The organism is Halorubrum californiense DSM 19288, from assembly GCF_000336875.1.
Taxonomy (GTDB): Archaea; Halobacteriota; Halobacteria; order Halobacteriales; family Haloferacaceae; genus Halorubrum; species Halorubrum californiense.
Map to the genome: position 1 here is coordinate 72,717 of NZ_AOJK01000073.1, position 16,719 is coordinate 89,435.

20 protein-coding genes and 1 tRNA gene are annotated in these 16,719 nt (G+C 69.5%); 12 read left to right on the forward strand and 9 right to left on the reverse strand.

Annotated elements, in window-relative coordinates; all coding sequences use genetic code 11:
- Positions 1 to 25: 25 nt before the first annotated feature.
- Positions 26 to 703, reverse strand: coding sequence for a DsbA family protein (locus C463_RS15645; RefSeq protein ID WP_008445713.1), 678 nt, complete (start codon positions 701 to 703; stop codon positions 26 to 28).
- A gap of 112 nt (positions 704 to 815) precedes the next feature.
- On the opposite strand from C463_RS15645, the gene C463_RS15650 reads away from it, so the two are divergent.
- The gene (locus C463_RS15650) at positions 816 to 1,220 is read left to right on the forward strand and encodes a DUF5779 family protein (RefSeq protein WP_008445714.1); all 405 of its coding nucleotides are present in this window, start codon (positions 816 to 818) and stop codon (positions 1,218 to 1,220) included.
- A gap of 65 nt (positions 1,221 to 1,285) precedes the next feature.
- Here C463_RS15650 and C463_RS15655 read toward each other — a convergent pair whose 3' ends face one another.
- A complete protein-coding gene (locus tag C463_RS15655; RefSeq protein WP_008445715.1) occupies positions 1,286 to 2,902 on the reverse strand; it encodes a long-chain-fatty-acid--CoA ligase in 1,617 nt (538 codons plus the stop codon).
- Positions 2,903 to 3,001: 99 nt separating this feature from the next.
- On the opposite strand from C463_RS15655, the gene C463_RS15660 reads away from it, so the two are divergent.
- The 4 genes from C463_RS15660 (at position 3,002) to C463_RS15675 (ending at position 5,597) form a co-directional block, all read left to right on the forward strand.
- A complete protein-coding gene (locus tag C463_RS15660) occupies positions 3,002 to 3,241 on the forward strand; it encodes a hypothetical protein (protein WP_008445716.1) in 240 nt (79 codons plus the stop codon).
- Between the two features lie 185 nt (positions 3,242 to 3,426).
- Positions 3,427 to 3,501: transfer RNA gene (locus C463_RS15665), tRNA-Met, on the forward strand.
- Between the two features lie 233 nt (positions 3,502 to 3,734).
- Entirely contained in the window at positions 3,735 to 4,346 is a 612-nt protein-coding gene (locus tag C463_RS15670; RefSeq protein ID WP_008445717.1) for a translation initiation factor IF-2 subunit beta, read from the forward strand.
- 75 nt (positions 4,347 to 4,421) lie between these two features.
- Positions 4,422 to 5,597: a M24 family metallopeptidase gene (locus C463_RS15675; RefSeq protein WP_008445718.1), complete on the forward strand. Its 1,176-nt coding sequence runs from the start codon at positions 4,422 to 4,424 to the stop codon at positions 5,595 to 5,597.
- An 18-nt stretch (positions 5,598 to 5,615) separates the two neighbouring features.
- Here the strand turns inward: C463_RS15675 and C463_RS19320 are convergent, their stop codons facing one another.
- The 3 genes from C463_RS19320 to C463_RS15685 all read right to left on the reverse strand — a co-directional run bounded on the left by C463_RS19320 (position 5,616) and on the right by C463_RS15685 (position 8,998).
- Positions 5,616 to 5,768 (reverse strand): hypothetical protein, encoded by a 153-nt coding sequence (locus tag C463_RS19320; protein ID WP_008445720.1) that lies wholly within the window; start codon positions 5,766 to 5,768, stop codon positions 5,616 to 5,618.
- Positions 5,769 to 5,854: 86 nt separating this feature from the next.
- On the reverse strand, positions 5,855 to 8,227 hold the full coding sequence (locus tag C463_RS15680; protein WP_008445742.1) for an ATP-dependent DNA helicase: 2,373 nt from the start codon (positions 8,225 to 8,227) through the stop codon (positions 5,855 to 5,857).
- A gap of 114 nt (positions 8,228 to 8,341) precedes the next feature.
- Positions 8,342 to 8,998 (reverse strand): HAD family hydrolase, encoded by a 657-nt coding sequence (locus C463_RS15685; protein ID WP_008445743.1) that lies wholly within the window; start codon positions 8,996 to 8,998, stop codon positions 8,342 to 8,344.
- 138 nt (positions 8,999 to 9,136) lie between these two features.
- On the opposite strand from C463_RS15685, the gene C463_RS15690 reads away from it, so the two are divergent.
- The gene (locus C463_RS15690) at positions 9,137 to 9,586 is read left to right on the forward strand and encodes a TIGR00725 family protein (protein ID WP_008445744.1); all 450 of its coding nucleotides are present in this window, start codon (positions 9,137 to 9,139) and stop codon (positions 9,584 to 9,586) included.
- Positions 9,587 to 9,592: 6 nt separating this feature from the next.
- On the opposite strand, the gene C463_RS15695 is transcribed toward C463_RS15690, so the two are convergent.
- On the reverse strand, positions 9,593 to 10,669 hold the full coding sequence (locus C463_RS15695) for a receiver/sensor box histidine kinase (protein WP_049906044.1): 1,077 nt from the start codon (positions 10,667 to 10,669) through the stop codon (positions 9,593 to 9,595).
- A gap of 297 nt (positions 10,670 to 10,966) precedes the next feature.
- On the opposite strand from C463_RS15695, the gene C463_RS15700 reads away from it, so the two are divergent.
- Together C463_RS15700 and C463_RS15705 are read left to right on the forward strand one after the other, a co-directional pair.
- The gene (locus C463_RS15700; protein WP_008445746.1) at positions 10,967 to 11,167 is read left to right on the forward strand and encodes a hypothetical protein; all 201 of its coding nucleotides are present in this window, start codon (positions 10,967 to 10,969) and stop codon (positions 11,165 to 11,167) included.
- Complete coding sequence (locus tag C463_RS15705) at positions 11,164 to 11,379, forward strand: hypothetical protein (protein WP_008445747.1); 216 nt, start codon at positions 11,164 to 11,166, stop codon at positions 11,377 to 11,379. Before C463_RS15700 ends, C463_RS15705 begins: the two co-directional genes overlap by 4 nt.
- Before the next feature lie 62 nt (positions 11,380 to 11,441).
- Here the strand turns inward: C463_RS15705 and dph2 are convergent, their stop codons facing one another.
- On the reverse strand, positions 11,442 to 12,485 hold the full coding sequence (gene dph2 / locus C463_RS15710; protein WP_008445749.1) for a diphthamide biosynthesis enzyme Dph2: 1,044 nt from the start codon (positions 12,483 to 12,485) through the stop codon (positions 11,442 to 11,444).
- Between the two features lie 178 nt (positions 12,486 to 12,663).
- On the opposite strand from dph2, the gene C463_RS15715 reads away from it, so the two are divergent.
- The 4 genes from C463_RS15715 to C463_RS15730 all read left to right on the forward strand — a co-directional run bounded on the left by C463_RS15715 (position 12,664) and on the right by C463_RS15730 (position 15,306).
- Complete coding sequence (locus C463_RS15715; RefSeq protein WP_008445750.1) at positions 12,664 to 13,323, forward strand: alpha/beta hydrolase; 660 nt, start codon at positions 12,664 to 12,666, stop codon at positions 13,321 to 13,323.
- A gap of 69 nt (positions 13,324 to 13,392) precedes the next feature.
- Positions 13,393 to 13,767 (forward strand): YlbF family regulator, encoded by a 375-nt coding sequence (locus tag C463_RS15720; RefSeq protein WP_008445751.1) that lies wholly within the window; start codon positions 13,393 to 13,395, stop codon positions 13,765 to 13,767.
- 94 nt (positions 13,768 to 13,861) lie between these two features.
- Positions 13,862 to 14,581 carry a nucleotide-binding protein gene (locus C463_RS15725; protein ID WP_008445752.1) on the forward strand — a complete coding sequence of 240 codons (720 nt, stop codon included), beginning with the start codon at positions 13,862 to 13,864 and terminating at the stop codon, positions 14,579 to 14,581.
- 104 nt (positions 14,582 to 14,685) lie between these two features.
- Positions 14,686 to 15,306, forward strand: a complete 621-nt coding sequence (locus C463_RS15730; protein ID WP_049906054.1) for an RAD55 family ATPase — start codon at positions 14,686 to 14,688, stop codon at positions 15,304 to 15,306.
- Between the two features lie 26 nt (positions 15,307 to 15,332).
- Here the strand turns inward: C463_RS15730 and C463_RS15735 are convergent, their stop codons facing one another.
- Both C463_RS15735 and C463_RS15740 read right to left on the reverse strand, forming a co-directional pair.
- Entirely contained in the window at positions 15,333 to 15,593 is a 261-nt protein-coding gene (locus tag C463_RS15735) for a hypothetical protein (protein ID WP_008445755.1), read from the reverse strand.
- A gap of 109 nt (positions 15,594 to 15,702) precedes the next feature.
- Positions 15,703 to 16,638: an FKBP-type peptidyl-prolyl cis-trans isomerase gene (locus tag C463_RS15740; protein ID WP_008445757.1), complete on the reverse strand. Its 936-nt coding sequence runs from the start codon at positions 16,636 to 16,638 to the stop codon at positions 15,703 to 15,705.
- Positions 16,639 to 16,719: the final 81 nt, after the last annotated feature.

The window sequence follows — 16,719 nt, forward strand, 5'->3', positions numbered from 1 at the left end:
CCGGGCCGCGGCGGTCGCGGGCGGCTCAGAACTCGGACTCGATCGCCGCGGCGATCGACTGGGCACCGTACCCCTCGACGGGGCTCCCGTTCACGAAGATCGTCGGCGTTCCCTCGACGCCCATCGACACGCCCTCCGACCTGTCGTCCGCGGTCGCCTCTCCGTACGCCGCGTAGCGCGCGTCCGACAGCACCGCACAGGGGTCGACGCCGGCGGCCTCGGCGGCCGCGCCGAGCGCCTCGCCGCTGTAGGACCCCTGCGACTCGTAGGCCGCCTTCGAGAGCTCGAAGAACGCCTCGTCGCCCGATCGAGCGCCGACGCCGCGGGCCGCGCTGGCGACCGGGACCGCCCACCGCTCGTTCACCGGGATGGGGAAGTCCCAGTGTTCGTACCGGATCTCTCCCGGCTCGATATACTCCTCGCGGATCGTCGGGAAGTGGTCGAGGTTGTAGCTCGCGCAGTGTCCGCAGGTGAAGTCCTCGAACGCTTTGACGACCACGTCCGACTCGGGGTCGCCGAGGGCCGGTCGGTAGTCGAGGTTCGGATCCGACGGCTCGGTCAGTTCGCAGTCGTACTCGCCGGTGTCGAGTTCGACGCCGCTGAGGTCGAGGCTGGTACCGCCGCCGCCGCCGAGGCACCCCGCCGCGCCGACGACGCCGACCGACGCCGCACCCGCGATCAGGGACCGCCGCGTCCGTTTCATACCGGCTGCTGGGGGAGGCGCGCACTTAACGACTCCGTGACCGGCCGAGAGTCCGGTCCGGGGAGCGGTCCCGCTCCCGAACGCTTTTGCCGTCTCCTGTCGACCCCCAGGTATGAGCGACTGGGACCTCGACCTGCGGGACGCCGAGGCGAAGATGGACGAGGCGTTCGCGGCGGCCGGCGACGTCGTCCTCGGCGTCTTGGACGGCACGACCGACCCGGAGGAGTGGGTCCGCAGCGTCGATTACGGGAACACGCTGGTGTTGTCGATCGAGGGGGACCTCAACGAGCTCGCCGCCCCCTTCGCGCGCGACGTGAAAGAGATGGACGGCGAGCTGATGCACTTCCGGGGCTTCTTGGTGGTGACCCCGCCGGGCGTGAGCATCGAGGCCGACCGCCTGAGCGACTCCGCCGAGCGAGCGGACGGCGACGCCGACGAGACCGACGCCGACACCGCGGAAGCAAACAGCGGCAACACCGAGACGGACCGGGCCGACGCCGGAACCGATCAGAACTGAGCGGCTCGCTGAGAAAACGGAGCCGTTGACCGTCCGAAACGCCCCGCGAACTCGGCCGGCGCCCGCTACCCCTCGCCGACCATCCGGTCTTCTTCGTCCCACTCGCGCTCGCGAAGCTCGTACTTCTGGATCTTCCCGGTCGCGGTCGTCGGGAGTTCGGCGACGAACTCCACCTCGCCGGGCGTCTTGTAATCGGCGACGCGCTCCCGGACGAAGGTTTTGAGCTCCTCGGTAGTCGCACCCGCGTCGTCGGGGTCGCCGCTCGCGGGGACGACGAACGCCTTCGGCGTCTCGCCCCAGCGCTCGTCGGGCGCGGGGATGACGGCGGCCTCGGCGACGGCGTCGTGTTCGAAGAGGGTGTCCTCCAGTTCGATCGAGGAGATGTTCTCCCCGCCGGAGATGATGATGTCCTTCTTCCGGTCCTGGATCGAGACGAACCCGTCCTCGTCGACGACCGCCAGATCGCCCATGTGGTAGTACCCCTCCAACCGCTCCGAGAACGCCTCCTCGGTGGCCTCGGGTTTGTTCCAGTAGCGGTCCATCACCTGATTGCCGCGGACGACGATCTCGCCGATCGTCTCGCCGTCGGCGGCCACGTCCTCGCCGTCCTCGCCGACGACGCGCACGTCAGTGCCGAGGTAGCCGATCCCCTGCGTCTTCTTGACCGCGAAGCGGTCGTCGGCCATCTCATCGAAGTGCCGCTTCGCGTCGGAGGTGGTGATCAGCGGGCCCGTCTCGGTCGCGCCGTACACGTGTTTGAGGTCCCAGCCGAACTCCTCCTCGACGGTGCGGATCGTCGTCTCCGGCGGCGCCGCGCCCGCGGTGGCGACCCGCACGTCGTTGTCGCCGGTCGTCTCGCCGCCGTGTTCGGCGTAGTGGTCGCCGAGCATGTTGAGGACGGTCGGCGCCGCACAGAAGTACGACACGTCCTCGCTGCGGATCCGGTCGAACGTCTCCGCGACGTCGACCCCGCGGGTACAGACGTGCCGGGCGCCCGCCCCCGTAATCGCGTAGATGTGCCCCCAGCCGTTGACGTGGAACATCGGCAGCGTCCAGAGGTACACGTCGTCGTCGGTGATCTCCTGATGGATCGAGATGAGGTACGCGTGGAGCGTCTCGGCGCGATGGGTGCGACAGACGCCCTTCGGGTCGCCGGTGGTGCCGGAGGTGTAGTTGATCGTGATCACCTCGTCTTCGTCCATCTCCGGGCGCTCGTAGGCGTCGGGGTCGGCGTCGTCGAGCGCCGCGTCGAACGACTCCCAGTCCCCCTCGACCGCGTCGGCGTCGTTCGTGAGGAACGTCTCGGTGGGCACCTCGTCGCGGATCGCCTCGACGTTCGGGGCGTACTCGGCGTCGGCGTAGATGGCGTCGACGCCGGCGTCGGAGAGCATGTACGAGAAGTCGCCCGGGGTGAGCCGGTAGTTCAGCGGCGTGTGAACCGCGCCGACCTGCATCGCGCCGTAGGCGGCCTCCAAGTGGTAGTGGGTGTTCGGGTCCAACACCGCGACCCGGTCGCCCTTCTCGATCCCGCGCGCCTGAAGCGCGGCGGAGAAGCGGTCGGCGCGCTCGCCGAGTTCCGCGTACGTGTATCGCGTCCCGTCGACCGCGAGGACGGCCTCCTCATCGGCGTAGTGGCGCCGCGCCCGGTCCAGAAAGTCTGTCGTCAACAGCGGCTTGTACATCGTCTATCACTATCGATGATGTGTGAAATTGTTTGCGGCCGGCGCAAGGGACGGGCGGTCGCGGGAGCCTTTTCACGGTCGGCCGCCGAGGGATGCGAAATGAGCGACCAGTCCGAAGGGTCGGCGTTCGACGAGGGGTACGTGGTTCCGATCGCGGGGCTGCTGTCGTTCATGTTCGCGCTGATGGCGGGGCTCACCGCGCAGCGGGCGCTCTCCGGCGACCCGACCGACGTCGCCGTGACTGTCGGCTTCGCCCTCGTGGCGGTCCTCGCGCTGCGAATTCGGATGAAGGCCGTCGCGGCCCAGACGAGCGAAGACGGCGAGGCGAGCGAGCAGTGATGGAAACGGGGGGGTTCGCGACGCGACGCGGCCGCTCGGTGCGATCTGACGGGGCCGCTCGGTGCGATCTGTCGGGACGATTCGAGCGCCGGCCGGGGGGACGCGACCGCCGCAGACGCGTGGACGAATCGCACACCGGCGTCGGGATCAGAACCCTTAACAGTCGCACGCGATTGTGCTACGATAGCGGGATGGGATAGCCAGGAGATTCCGCCGGGCTCATAACCCGGAGATCGGTAGTTCAAATCTACCTCCCGCTATCTTCTGTCGACGACAGTGAACGCCGAGCGCAGCGAGGCGTGAACGGCGTCGTCGACGAGATAGCCGCAGCGGAGATTTGAACTAGGGAACGGAGCGGTGCGGAGTGACCGTGGTTCGAATTTACCTTCCGGTGCTTCTGGCAGGCAGCTACCCTCATACTGCCGTCTCCGTCTTCCGGAGCGACGCCACCGAACCCGGAAGCGATTTCCGTCGCGCTGTCGTTTCCTCGGGTATGGATTACGAATCGAGTCTCGACCGCGCGATGGATGAGGTACCGGACCTTGGCGGCTCCGACGAGCGACTGTCGGTTCCCGATCCGGAGTGGCAGAAGGACGGGGCGTTCACCCGCCTGACGAACCTCTCCGGGATCGCGGACGCACTGAGCCGCGACCCCGAGCACGTCCACTCGAAGATCCAGCAGGAGCTCGGCACAGCGGGCCAGTACGAGGACGGCCGCGCACGCTACAGCGGGAACTTCCGCGAGCGCGACTTCCAGGCCGCGATCGACTCGTACATCGAGTCGTTCGTCACCTGCTCGGAGTGCGGCCTCCCCGACACCCGACTGGAGACCGAGAACCGGACGCCGATGCTCCGCTGTGAGGCCTGCGGGGCGTTCCGCCCGGTGGCGAAACAGAACACCTCCAACACCCAGCGACAGGAGGACGCCGTCGAGTCGGGCAACACGTACGAACTCGAGATCGTCGGCACCGGTCGCAAGGGCGACGGCGTCGCCGAGCGCGGCGAGTACACCATCTTCGTCCCCGGCGCGCAGGAGGGCGAGACCGTGACCGCCTACATCAAGAACGTCTCCGGCAACCTCGCGTTCGCCCGCCGCGAGAACTGAATCGGCGCTGCGGACGCCGGCGCTCGCCGTTCCGCTACCCGACTTTTTATGCGCGCGTTCGCACACCTCTGAGCCATGGCCACGCGACTTCCCGATTCGGCCTTCGACGACCGGCTCGCCGCCGTCCGAGACCGGCTCGCCGAGACCGACGCCGACGCCGCGACGTGGGTCGGCGCGACGTCGATAGAGTACCTCACCGGCTTCCACCACATTCAGACGGAGCGCCCGGTCGTCCTCGCGGTGACCGACGACCGCGTCGAGATAACCGTCCCGAGACTGGAGGTCGAGCGCGTCGAGCCGAACCCGCGGATCGACGCCGTCCACCACTACTTCGACTACCCCGGCGGCGAGCCGGTCTCGGTCGCCGTCGAGATGCTGAACGGCCTCGGCGTAGAGACGATAGCCGCCGACGCGGACGGCCCGCCGGGCGTGATGGGGTACGAGGGCCCCGCCTTCTCCGACTCGGTCGACGTGGAGACGCAGTCGTGGGTCGACCGGATGCGATGGGCGAAGTCCGGCGCGGAGGTCGAGCTGATCCGCGAGTCCGCGACGTGGGCGAACCTCGGGCACCGCTACCTCGCCGACTATTCCGAGCCGGACGCGCACCCGGCCACCGTCTCGCAGCGCGCGTCCACCGACGCGTCCCGCGCCATGCTCGACGCGCTCGGGGACGCCTACAGCGTCCGCGTCCGCGGCGACGGCCCGGTCCACGCCGGCTACATCTCCGGCGAGGAGACCGCGCTCCCGCACGGTCACACGCCGAACGAACGACTCTCCGAGGGCGACGTGTTGATCACGGGCGCGAGCGCGAACGTCGACGGCTACCGTTCGGAACTGGAGCGGACGATGTTCGTCGGCGACTACTCCGACGAACAAGAACACTACTTCGAACTGATGCTGGAGGCGCAGACGCTCGCCATCGACGCGCTCGGGCCGGGCGTCCCGGTCGCCGAGGTCGATCAGGTCGTCTGGGAGTACTTCGAGGAACAGGGCGTGACCGATCTGGCGCAACACCACGTCGGCCACAACATTGGGCTCGGCGCGCACGAGCCGCCGTACATCGACCGCGGCTGGGGCGAGCGCTACGACGGCGAGGACGCCGTGATGCGGCCCGGACACGTGTACACGATCGAACCCGGACTGTACACCGACGAGTACGGCTACCGGCACTCAGACACGGTGGCTATCACCGAGTCGGGAACCGAGCAGCTCACTAACTTTCCGCGCGACATCGACTCAAACGTCGTTTGAGGCCGGCCGTCCGCCCGGCTACGCGATCCGGTCGACGACGACCCGGTGGCCGGTGGCGGCGACGTGATCGCGGCTGAGCGCGTCCGCGTCGGTCGCGACGTCGTACAGTCGTTCGAGCGGACACTCGCGACAGACGAGGTGGTATCGCTCGGTGCGGGGAGTGGTGTCCATACTCACCGTACTCCCCCCCGAGGCATAGTTACGAGCAACATACCACCCCGGCAGCATACCACTACCACGCGCACGACGCGGTCGCGTCACCGCGACGTCGGCCGCCGCGACTCGAACCGGTCGAGCGCGACCTCCAGCATGTCCGGACTCACGGGCTGGTACTCCTCGCGTTCGTGTTCCGGCAGGTACTCCCGGACCCCGTTCCACGAGTCGCGGGCGTAGCGGGCGTCGAGGAGGACGCGGATGCCGCGCTCGTCGGGCCCGCGGATGACGCGGCCGACCGCCTGCCGGGCCTTCCGGACCGCGGGGACGGTGAGCGCCGTCTCGAACCCGGACTCGAACCGGCGGTCGTAGGCGGTGATTACCGCCCGCGTCTGCGGTCGCGCCGTGTTAATGATCGGGACGCCACAGACGACGGCGGCCGAGAGCCGGTCCCCGCGGTAGTCGACGCCCTCCGTGAGGGTGCCGCGGAGGCTCGTCACCAGCACCTTCCCGTCGCCGGCGAAGAAGTCGTCCTTCAGCGACTCCGTCTCGCGGTCGCCGGTCGACTCGTCGAGGAGGACGGGCTTGTCGAGGCGCTCCGAGAGCGCCTCGGCCATCCACGTCGCCTCCGCGTAGCTCGGGGTGCCCACGAGGACGTTGCCCTCGCGGCGCGCGACCGCGGCCGTCGCGTCGAGGTGCGCGAGCCGCGTCGGGTTCTCCTCGCCCGGGGCGCCGCGGTTCTGGTGGGTGAACTTCGGCGCGTCGACCGCGAGGCTCGCGCGGTTCTCCGCGGGGAACGAGAGGCCGTACGTCCGCTCGACGACCGGGCGGCCGCGCTCGGCCAAGTGATCGAGCCCGGTCACCTCGCGGAACAGGTCCATCGGCTCCAGCGTCGCGCTCATGAGGACGCCGCCGCCGAACTCGGCGAGGCGGTCGCCGATCGGTTCGCTGGGCAGGCAGTTGTGGAGCGCGAGGCGGCCGTTGTACGCGCGCCGCCACGAGTCCGGCGGCTCCGTCTCGTCGAACGTGCGTTCGAGTTCGATCGCGCGGAAGAAGTCGGTGTGTCCCTCGCGGTACCACGCGTTGAGGGTCCGACCGACGCCGGGGGCCGCGCGCTGCTTGTCCTCGTCTTCGAGCGTGTCGAGGACGCGCTTGACCACCGCGCCGACCTGCTCGGCGCGCGCCCAGACGCGCTCGCCGTACCCCTCGCCGTCGGCCCACTCGGTGATCGCGTCTTCGCCCGGCTCCTCGGGGTCCCGAAGGGGGATCTCGTCGTCGTCGAGTTCGCGCATCGACGCCCGCCAGTCCGGGCGCTCGCGGTCGAGGTGGGCGGTCACGCGCCGGTCGAGTTCGCCGCGGAGGTCAGCGTAGAACTCCCGGACCGTCTCGATCTCCTCGACGGTCACGTCCGCGTCCTCCAGCTCGCCGCGGACCAAGGCGGCGTCGTCGGACTCCGCACCCGCGGACTCGAACGAGAGCGGCTGGACGACGCGGGTGAGCTCGTTCTCCGCGTCCCGGAGGCTCGCGTCGGCGACGGCGTCGCTCACGAGGTCGCGAACCCGCGGTTCGAGCATGTGCGCCTCGTCGCAGACGACGAACGTCGAGTCGTCGAGGAGCGCGCCGGTGAAGGTACCGGTGGTCACCGGGTCGAACGCGTGGTAGTAGTTGCCGATAACGACCTCGACCTCGGGGACGAGCGCGCCCATGATCGAGTGCGGACACGAGCCGTGGCCCGCGGCGAGCCGGACGAGTTCGTCGGCGTCGACGTGGCCGAGTTCAATCATGTCAAACGGGACCGCCTCCGCCGGGTCGCCGTCGTCGGGGAGGTCGTCGAGGAAGCCGGCGTAGAACGGACAGAACTCGACGTCGTCGTACTCCTCGGTGTCGGGACGATACGGGGTCGGCTCGCCGTCGACGGAGAGGTAGTCGGCGTCGGGCGCGTTCCCCGCGCCGGACGCGTCGCTCGCGTCGGTTCCCGAGTCCATGAGCCCGACCTGCTGGCTCCGGGCCTCGCTCACGAGGTTCGAGGTCGTCGTCGCGCCGCCGTCGCCGACGAGGTTCCGGGTGCGCTCGCGGAGCCCCTCGCAGCGCTCATACACGTTCTCTCGGTCGATCCCGCCCCGGTTCTCCCGGGCGTACGGGCAGACGTCCGCCTTGCCGACGAGGGTGAGCCCCGAGACGGGGTCGTAGTCGCTCGGGAGGTTGTCGTTCACCGTCCGCAGGTCCGTCTCGAACTGGCGCAGCTGCTGTTTGACGCTGGTGAGGACGAAGACGCGCTCGAAGTCGGAGTCCGGGTCGCGGACGCGGTCGAGCCCGGCGGTGAGCGCCAGCATCGTCTTCCCCGTCCCGCAGGCGCCCTCCAGCGCGAGGAAGCCGCCGTCCGCGGCGGCGTCGACGGCGGCGTCGATGCCGTCGGCCTGCTCGGAGTAGGGTTCTGGATGGCCGAAGAAGTCGGCCCACGGGGGCGAGTCGGTCACGAGAGCGAGTTACGCGCCATCCGATTTAAACGCTTCATCCCCCGCCGCCGGGTCGCTGTTGACGTGGTCGACGCGCCGCTGCCGGGATGCGAAGGACGCGGGGGCGACGGTGCCTCACTCCACGATATCGTGGAGGTCGGAGAGCCGGTCGATCTCCCAGGTCGGCCAGACGTTCAGTTCCCAGTCGCGGCGGTGGGGACGGCGGATGAACGCGGAGTCGATCCCGGCGTTCTCGGCGGCGCGCACGTCGGACTCGTTATCGCCGACGAACAGGGCGTTGTCCGCGTCGAGGTCGCCGAGCGCCTGCTCGATGTAGTGGGGGTTCGGCTTGCGGAGCTGGAGCGAGTGGATCGTCGGCTCGCGGCCGTACGCGGCGCCCATGCGGTCGAAGCCGTCGAAGTGGTCGACGAGGAAGTCGACGGTCGCCTGCTGGTTCGACGAGACGATCCCCATCTGGACGTCGAGGTCCTGGAGCTCGTCGAGATCGTCGTACGGGGTCTTGCGTCCCTGGCGGGCCTCCTGCTGTTGGGCCCGCGACACCACGTCGTCGCGCGTCCGCCAGAACGACCCCGGATCGAGGTCGTACGTCTGACAGACGGTGCCGACGCTGCCGGGGGTCGCACCGATGGTCATCTGCTCTACGTCGTCCGGATCGGGCTCCTCGACGCCGCACTCCTCGAACGCGTTCCGGGTCGCATCCCGGAGCACGTCGAAGCGCGTGCGGCCCACGAGGACACCGTCGTTGTCGAACACGACGGTATCGTACGTCATAGCCTCTATTCACGGCCGGCAGGTATAAGCGTTTCAGTGACGGTCTCAGCGGCGAGAATCGTCTCGAAGCGCCCGCCGCGCTCCGATCGACGGGAGATAGCGTGCGGTTTTACGACCCGGCCGACCGTGCCGCGAGCCATGCGCGTCAGCGTCATCGGCGGCAGTTCGGTCGACGGGGAGACGGCAGCGGTCGCGGCGGCGCTCGGTGAGCGGCTCGCGAAGCGTGGCCACGTCGTCGTCTGCGGCGGCCTCGGCGGCGTCATGGAGGCCGTCTGTCGCGGCGCCCGCGCGGCCGACGGCGAGACGATCGGGATCCTCCCGACGAACGACTGCGAGGACGCGAACCCGCACGTCACGGTGCCGATCGCGACCGGCATGGGCCACGCACGCAACGCGCTCGTCGTCATGAACGGCGACGCCGCGGTCGCGGTCGACGGCGCGAGCGGCACGCTCTCTGAGATCGGGCTCGCCCTCGCGCAGGGCCGTCCGGTGGCCGGACTCGACACGCACGACGTCGACGGCGTCGAGCCCGTCGATTCGCCCGCGGCGGCGGTGGCGTACGTCGAGCGGACCGCGGGAGCCGACTGAAGCCGGTCAGTCGTCGAACTCGACGCCGGTTATCTCGAACCTGGCGCCGCCGCGCGATCCGTCCGAGACGGCGACCTCCCACCCGTGGGCGCTGGCGACCTCCGCGACGATGTTGAGCCCGAACCCGGTCCCGTTCGCGTCCGTCGTGTACCCCACCTCGAACACGCGCTCGCGCTCCTCGGCGGGGATTCCCGGGCCGTTGTCCGCCACGAAAAACCCGGACGGGAGGACGGCGCCGGCGCGCGTCGTCGTGTACATGGGAGAGATGTCGCCGACGACCACGGTCACGTCTCCGCCGCCGTGGTCGACCGCGTTCCGAAACAGGTTCTCCAACAGCCGCTTCAGCCGGCCCCTGTCCGCGAGGATTCGCCGGTCCGTGTCGACGACGAGCGTCGCGTCGCCGCTCGCGACGTTCGCCCAGCACGTGTCGGCGAGGGCGGACAGCTCGACCGGTTCGAGTTCCCCCGGCTTCTCGCCCTGCCTCGCGAGCGTCAACAGGTCGGTTATCAGTTCGAGCGTCCGGTCGACCGCGGACGCCGCGGCGTCGACGTGCCCGAGGTCGTCCTCGCTTCGCGCCATTTCGAGCCGCCCCTGCGCGACGTTGAGCGGGTTCCGCAGGTCGTGGGAGACGCCGTGAACGAACCGTTCGAGTCGGTCGTGTTGTCGCTCCGCCTCCGCGACGGCGCGGGCGGACGCGACGGCGTTCGATATCCGGTGGACGAGGACGGGCGTCCGGTCCGAGTCGGCGTGCGCCCGGGCGACGTCGGTGGCGCCCGCCTCGAACGCCTCGGCCACGACCGACGCCTCGATCGGTTCGACGGGGCAGAACACGACCGGGAGAGACGGATGGCCGTCGCGGACCGCCTCGACGGCTGGGAGGCCGGTCGGGTCTGCGGGCCGGCCGACCGCGACCAGACAGTCGACCGGCGAGTCTCGGAGGATGTCGAGGGCCGCGTCGACCGCCGCGACCGGTTCGACGGCGAAGCGGTCGTCGGCGCGCTCCAGCGACGCCTTGAGCTCCGCCGCTCGGTCCCGCGTACTCCCCACGAGGACGACAGCGATCGAACTTCCAAGAGTGGACATCGCGGAGGCCTCTCTCTGAACGCCCGTCCGCCTGATCCATAAACGTTAGCGGGAACACGTCGGTCGAAGAACTCGTTCCCGGCGTCGCGCGCCGCTCGTGGTCCGCTCAGGCGAGCCGGTCGGTCGTCGTCATAGATCGATCTGACGGTCGCTTCTGAAAAAGTTCGGAGGATCCGGCGTGATAGGCGCCGCTGTGGTCACGTCCCTGCCCACTGGCCGAACCGGGTCCTCGGCCCACAGGAGCCGATAATTAGATGTAATTAAGATTTATTGGGACGGAGCGAGACGGGTTCGGCAATGAGCGAGTACACCACGATTTCCCTGCGGAAGGAGTTCGTCGCGGACGTCGAGGAGTACATCGAGGACGAGCCGTTCGGCTCGGTCAAGGAGTTCGTGAAACACGTGGTCGTACAGGAGATGGAGTCCGAGGAGGGGATCTCCAACGCGGAGGCGAAACAGATCGCCCAGCGGCTTCAGGACTTGGGGTACATGGAATGAGCGGGCGACACGAAGCGACCGGGGTGACGGGTCTCGACGGCGTCGACCGCGCCGATCTGCTCCTGCTCGCGATCCCGCTCGCGTTCTGCGCCGTGTACGCGGTCGGGTCGCTCATCACTCGCGGATACACGGTGCCGGTCGCGGGTGCGTCGCTCGCGGCCGCAGCGTTCGTGGCCGACGGGCTCTTTTGGCACCCTCCGAACGAGGCGTGACGGCGGTCCCGCTCCGGAGACGGTAATCGACAAAAACGACTTCTCCGACCTCCTCGCCCCTCTTACCAGGTGTCGTGGAACGTGTCGAACTCGATCGAGTCGAGCGGCTTCTCGCCGATAGCGGCCTTGTACTCGCCGGGGGTCAGCATCGGCTTGTGGAACCGCGGGCCGTCGTCGGTCGTGATCCGGGGACAGCCGGTGTTGACGAACGCGTCCATGTCGAAGTTCCGCAGGCGGTCCGGCGTCACCTCGTCCATCGTGATCAGGTAGGCGTTCTCGTTGTTGTCGACGATCTCTTGGGCCTTCTCCCAGCGGCCCTGCCCGATCTTCGTACAGAAGATGACGCCCCACTTCTCGGCGTCCATCGCCTTGTGGACCGAGGCGTAGCGCTGCTTGAGGAACTGGTCGTGTTCGGCGACCGAGACGGCGTTGTTGACGGGGTCGGCGATGACGACGCGCTTGTCCGGGTGTTCCATCGCGAGCCCGACCGGGTGGAACTTCCCGCCGCCGACGTACAGCACCTGCTCGGCGTCGATGTCCGCGGAGGCGTAGTTACAGCCGAGCACCTGTCCCTCCTTCGTGAGCCGGTCGTCGCCCCGACGAGTGTGGACCTCGTAGCCGCGTTCCTCCAGCCAGTCGGTCATCTCCTCGAAGCGGTTCATGTGCTGGGCGGTCGTGACGAGCCCCACGTCGGCGTCCTCCTCCGGGGGCGTCAGCTCCTCTTCGAGGGCGTCCTCCATGATCGGGAAGGGGTCGACGTTCGAGAAGAGGGGGACGTAGACGATGCTGTCGGACTCCTTCATCGGCGTGTGGCCGAAGTGGACGAACACGTCCGTCCGCCGCATCAGGTACGTGTCGAGGTCGCAGGCGCCGTAACAGGGCTGCCCGGAGAGCATGAAGGTCACGTCGTCGGGGGCGACCTCGCGGAGGTCGTCGGCGACCTTCGGTCCGCGGCGCTTCAGCCCTTCCGGGAACTGGAGGCCGACCTTCGTCGCGTCGCGCTCCTCGATGGCCTCGAGAATCCGATCGAGCTCGTAGTCCCACTCGCGGTCGTGTTTCAGGGCCATCCCCGTCTTCGTGAGGTCGCCCTCCGTGGAGCCGCTCATATTGGACGGATTGTGCGGCAGGACGGTTAAACAGCGCGTTCGACGACGGATGATGTAACCGCTCCCGGTTACCGGTGTCGGGGGCGACGGCGTTGGCCGGTGTACGCTCTCGCCGTGCGTCCTCGTATCCCTGCCGCGGTCGACGAACCTAACGGCCGTCCCCGCCAACGAACGGTCGATGACCGACATTCCGCTCGAACACGTCCACGTCGCGCCCGACGACGGGGCCGACAGCGAGCCCGCGCCCGCCGTCTTCGTCCTCCACGGCCGCGGCGCCGACGAGGAGGACCTGCTCCCTGTCGCGGCCGAACTGCCGGACGAACTCCACGTCGTCAGCCTTCGTGCGCCCGACCCGCTCCAGGGCGGGTACACGTGGTACGAACTCGACCTCTCGGCAGGTGGACTGGAGTCGAGTCAGCCCGACGCCGAGGACTTCCGGCGGAGCCTCGACCTGATCGTCGAGAGCGTCGACGCCGCGGTCGACGCCTACGGGCTCGACGCCGACCGGATCGGGCTGCTCGGGTTCAGTCAGGGCGCGATCACGAGCCTCTCGCTGCTGCTGGAGGAGCCCGACCGCTACGCGTGGGTCGTCGCGCTCCACGGCTACCTCGCGGCGTCGTACGCATCCCTCGACCCGGACGGGATCGAGAGCAAGCCGGTCTTCGTCGGTGCGGGTGCCGGCGACCGGGTGATCCCCGAGTCGCGGACGACGGCGGCCGTCGACCGACTCGAAGACGTCGGCGCAGACGTCGCGAGCGGGAGCTTCCCCGGGGGCCACGGCATCGGCCCGCAGGAGCTGGAAGCGGTCGTCGAGTTCGTCGCGGCGCGCGCGGTGTAGCGGGCGCCGGAAACCGTTCTTGAGCCCCGGCTCCGGCAGGTTCAAACCGCTCGGCCACGATGTTCGGACATGAGCGTTGAACAGGTCTCCATCGAGGACCTCGGCCGAGAGCTCGGCGAGCGGATCGCCGAAACGCCGGAGTACGAGCGCTTCGAGGAGGCGAGAGCCGCGGTCCAGCGCGACGAGGACGTCCAAGAGCGGATCGACGAGTTCGAGCAGCTGCGCGCGGAGTTCATGCAGGCCCGACAGACCGGGCAGGCGACGAACGACGGGCTCCAGCGCGTCCAAGAGGCCCAAGACGAACTCCACTCGATGCCGGTGATGAGCGAGTACCTCGACGCGCAAGACGAGCTCGAGGACACGCTCGAAGCGGTCAACGAGGCCATCTCCGAGCCCCTCGCCGTCGACTTCGGCGGCGAGGCCGGCGGCTGCTGTCAGGACTGACGACGGCCCGAATCCGCCGTCGCGGCGAACCGGGCACCGAACCGCGAGCGTTTTTCGACCGACTCCTTATATCGGATCCCGACCCACGCCCGCCGTGATAGCCGTCGCCGGCGGCAAGGGCGGAAGCGGAAAGACGACGACCACCCTCGGGCTCGCCCGCGCGCTCTCGCGGCGCGGCGCGCCGGTGGTCGCGGCCGACGCCGACTGGGACCTCCCGAACCTCGCGCGGCTGGCCGCGGAGACGAACCCCGAATCCCCGACGGCGACCGGAGCCGAGGACTCGGTCCCTGCCGACCGTCACACCGACGGGACGGGCGCGCGGACCGTCCTCGACGCGGTCCGCGGGACGGAGCCGGTCCGTCCCGGTCGCTCGTCGCCGGCGGTGCTCGCGGGTCCCGACGCGCCGCGGTCGGTCGACGCGAGCGCGGCGCTCGACGCGCTCGACGGCGCGACGCCCGACGGTGCGCCGGTGTTGCTCGACAGCCCGGCGGGCGCGTCGCCGGACGTGGCCGCGCCCCTGCGGGCGGCGGACCGGGCGCTGATCACGACGCCGCTGCGGCGCGCAGCGCTCCGCGACGCCGCGAAGACGGCGGCGATCGCCCGCCGGCTGGACTGTCCGCCGGTCGGAGCGGTCGTGGTCGGCGAGACGAGCGTGCCGGATCGGGTGGCGACGCTGCTCGACTGTCCCGTTCTCGGCGCGATCCCCGACGGGGGGGCCGCTCCGCTGTCCGACCCGAGCGTCCGGAGCGCGTACGACGACCTCGCCGCGCGGTTGGGCGAGACCGCGGCGGCGAGCGGGTGGCAGATCGCGTGAGGATCGCACCTACCCGCGGCGCCGAAACGGTGGACGACGGCGTCGCGAGCGGCCGAGAGGGCCGCCATCGACAGACCCAAGCGTCCACGGGCGACAGCGATCGTATGGAGACGCTTCCGACTGGGATCTCGGTGCTGGACCGACAGTTCGGCGGAGGCCTCCCGAGCGGCAGCGTCGTCGTGGTGAAGGCGAACCCCGACAGTCAGTCCGAACTCATTCTGAACCGGTTCGCCCGGGTCCGGCAGTGCCGCTACCTGACGACGGTCCGGTCCGCGGACGCGGTGGCGGCAGCGCTTAGCCGCGACGGCGACGAGGAGACGACCGTCGAGGCCGTCGAGGACGGCGGCGACTTCGACGAGGCGGCGTCGCTGACCGCCGACCTCCCCGAGGAGGGCACGCTGATCGTCGATTCCGTGGAGCCACTCGAGGAGAGCGCGTCCCCGACGGCGTACGCCGAGTTCCTCGACGGCGTGCGCTCCCGGGTGACCGACGCCGGCGGCGTCGCGGTACTCCACGCGCTCCGCGGCGGGGAGGACCCGCGGACGCGACGCGTCACGGAGCAGGTCGCGGACGTGGTGTTCGACCTGCGCACCACCGTCACCGGGACCGAGATCGCGAACCGCCTCATAGTCTCCAAGTTCCGGGGCGGCGCCGCCCTCGAAGAGCCGCTGAAGCTGAAGCTCACCGACGAGGTCGCCGTCGACACGAGCCGCGACATCGCCTGAGTCGGTCCTTCGTTCACGCACCGAGCCTACAGCACGGCGGAGGCGCCGAGGACGACGACGCCGACGACGGCCGCCGCGACCGCCCAGTTCCGCGCGGTGTCGAACGATCCGTACGGCCCGCCCTTCCGCGAGAAGAGGTACAGTGCGTACACGGCGAGCGGCGCGAGCGTCGGGAGCGTGGCGACCGAGACGACGCCGGTGAGACTCGACAGCAGCGCGATCGCGACCGTCGCCGCGCCCGCGATCCCGGCGACGAGCGCGTCCTCGCGTGCCCGTTCGATCTCCATACCCGGTGTGGGCGCATCGGCGGGCAAAAGGGATTCGTTCGGCCGTCGGAGCGGTCGCTCGTCGGGAGATAAAAACGGCAGAACCGGGAACCGAGAGAAGCGGGGTCGACTACTCCTCGTCGATCTCGTCGACGATCTCGTCGGCGTCGACGTCGACGTCTTCGAGCGCCTCCTCGATGTCGACGTCGCCCGCGCCGGCGCCGCCCATGCCGCCCATCATGCCGCCGAGACCGCCCATGCCGCCGCCCTCGATGACCTCCTCGATCACGACGCGGTCGAGATCGAGACGGTCCATGAGGTCCTGCGCGATCTGCTGTTTCTGGAACATCCACTGCTGGTTCATCTGCATCGCCTGCGTCGCCGTGACGTAGAGGACGTCCTTCTCGACCTCCTCGGTCTCGACGGACTCCTCGCCGTCGTCGTCCTCGGTGACGGTCTCCTCCTCCTCGGTGACCGTCTCGATGCGGACCTCCGGCGCCTCCTGGAGGTACATCCCGAGCATGCCCGACGCCTGCTCCTCGCGGTCGTCGATGGCTTCGAGGATCTCGTACTCGTACTCGAGGTCCTCGCCGGCCAGCGGGTGGTTGAAGTCGACGCGGGCGCGGCCGCCGATGATCGTCTCGAGGTGGCCCTGCTGGTTGTCGATCTGGACCTGCGCGCCGGGGTAGCGCTCGTCTTCGGGGATCTTGTCGGCCTTGACTGTCTCGACCTCGTCGGGGTCGTACTCGCCGAAGGCGTCCTCGGCGGGGACGTCGACCGTGCCCTCGTCGCCGACGGCGCCGCCGACGAACGCCTCCTCGACGGAGGGGAACACGTGGCCGGCGCCGAGCGCGATGATGCGGGGCTCGAACTCGTACTCGTCGGTGTCGATCTCGGCGTCCTCGGCCGTCTCCTTGTCCGTCGTGTCGATGACGCGGTCGTCGTCGGCCGTTCGGATCGTGTACGCGACGCGGACGAAGTCGCCGTCTTCGAGTCCGCCGGCGTCAGTCTCGGTCTCGGTCTCCTCGGCCTCGGCGGCCGCGTCCGCTTGCTCCTGATCGCTCATACCTGAAGGTCTCCTGTTACACCCTTAAGAAGCACGGTTCGGGCCGAAGCCAGCCGACGAGCGGGCGATAGCGGCGGTTCA

Coding starts and splice junctions, on each gene's coding strand:
- C463_RS15645 (WP_008445713.1), bottom strand. CDS start 703: ATGAAACGGACGCGGCGGTCCCTGATCGCGGGTGCGGCGTCGGTCGGC.
- C463_RS15650 (WP_008445714.1), top strand. CDS start 816: ATGAGCGACTGGGACCTCGACCTGCGGGACGCCGAGGCGAAGATGGAC.
- C463_RS15655 (WP_008445715.1), bottom strand. CDS start 2,902: ATGTACAAGCCGCTGTTGACGACAGACTTTCTGGACCGGGCGCGGCGC.
- C463_RS15660 (WP_008445716.1), top strand. CDS start 3,002: ATGAGCGACCAGTCCGAAGGGTCGGCGTTCGACGAGGGGTACGTGGTT.
- C463_RS15670 (WP_008445717.1), top strand. CDS start 3,735: ATGGATTACGAATCGAGTCTCGACCGCGCGATGGATGAGGTACCGGAC.
- C463_RS15675 (WP_008445718.1), top strand. CDS start 4,422: ATGGCCACGCGACTTCCCGATTCGGCCTTCGACGACCGGCTCGCCGCC.
- C463_RS19320 (WP_008445720.1), bottom strand. CDS start 5,768: ATGGACACCACTCCCCGCACCGAGCGATACCACCTCGTCTGTCGCGAG.
- C463_RS15685 (WP_008445743.1), bottom strand. CDS start 8,998: ATGACGTACGATACCGTCGTGTTCGACAACGACGGTGTCCTCGTGGGC.
- C463_RS15690 (WP_008445744.1), top strand. CDS start 9,137: ATGCGCGTCAGCGTCATCGGCGGCAGTTCGGTCGACGGGGAGACGGCA.
- C463_RS15695 (WP_049906044.1), bottom strand. CDS start 10,669: ATGTCCACTCTTGGAAGTTCGATCGCTGTCGTCCTCGTGGGGAGTACG.
- C463_RS15700 (WP_008445746.1), top strand. CDS start 10,967: ATGAGCGAGTACACCACGATTTCCCTGCGGAAGGAGTTCGTCGCGGAC.
- C463_RS15705 (WP_008445747.1), top strand. CDS start 11,164: ATGAGCGGGCGACACGAAGCGACCGGGGTGACGGGTCTCGACGGCGTC.
- dph2 (WP_008445749.1), bottom strand. CDS start 12,485: ATGAGCGGCTCCACGGAGGGCGACCTCACGAAGACGGGGATGGCCCTG.
- C463_RS15715 (WP_008445750.1), top strand. CDS start 12,664: ATGACCGACATTCCGCTCGAACACGTCCACGTCGCGCCCGACGACGGG.
- C463_RS15720 (WP_008445751.1), top strand. CDS start 13,393: ATGAGCGTTGAACAGGTCTCCATCGAGGACCTCGGCCGAGAGCTCGGC.
- C463_RS15730 (WP_049906054.1), top strand. CDS start 14,686: ATGGAGACGCTTCCGACTGGGATCTCGGTGCTGGACCGACAGTTCGGC.
- C463_RS15735 (WP_008445755.1), bottom strand. CDS start 15,593: ATGGAGATCGAACGGGCACGCGAGGACGCGCTCGTCGCCGGGATCGCG.
- C463_RS15740 (WP_008445757.1), bottom strand. CDS start 16,638: ATGAGCGATCAGGAGCAAGCGGACGCGGCCGCCGAGGCCGAGGAGACC.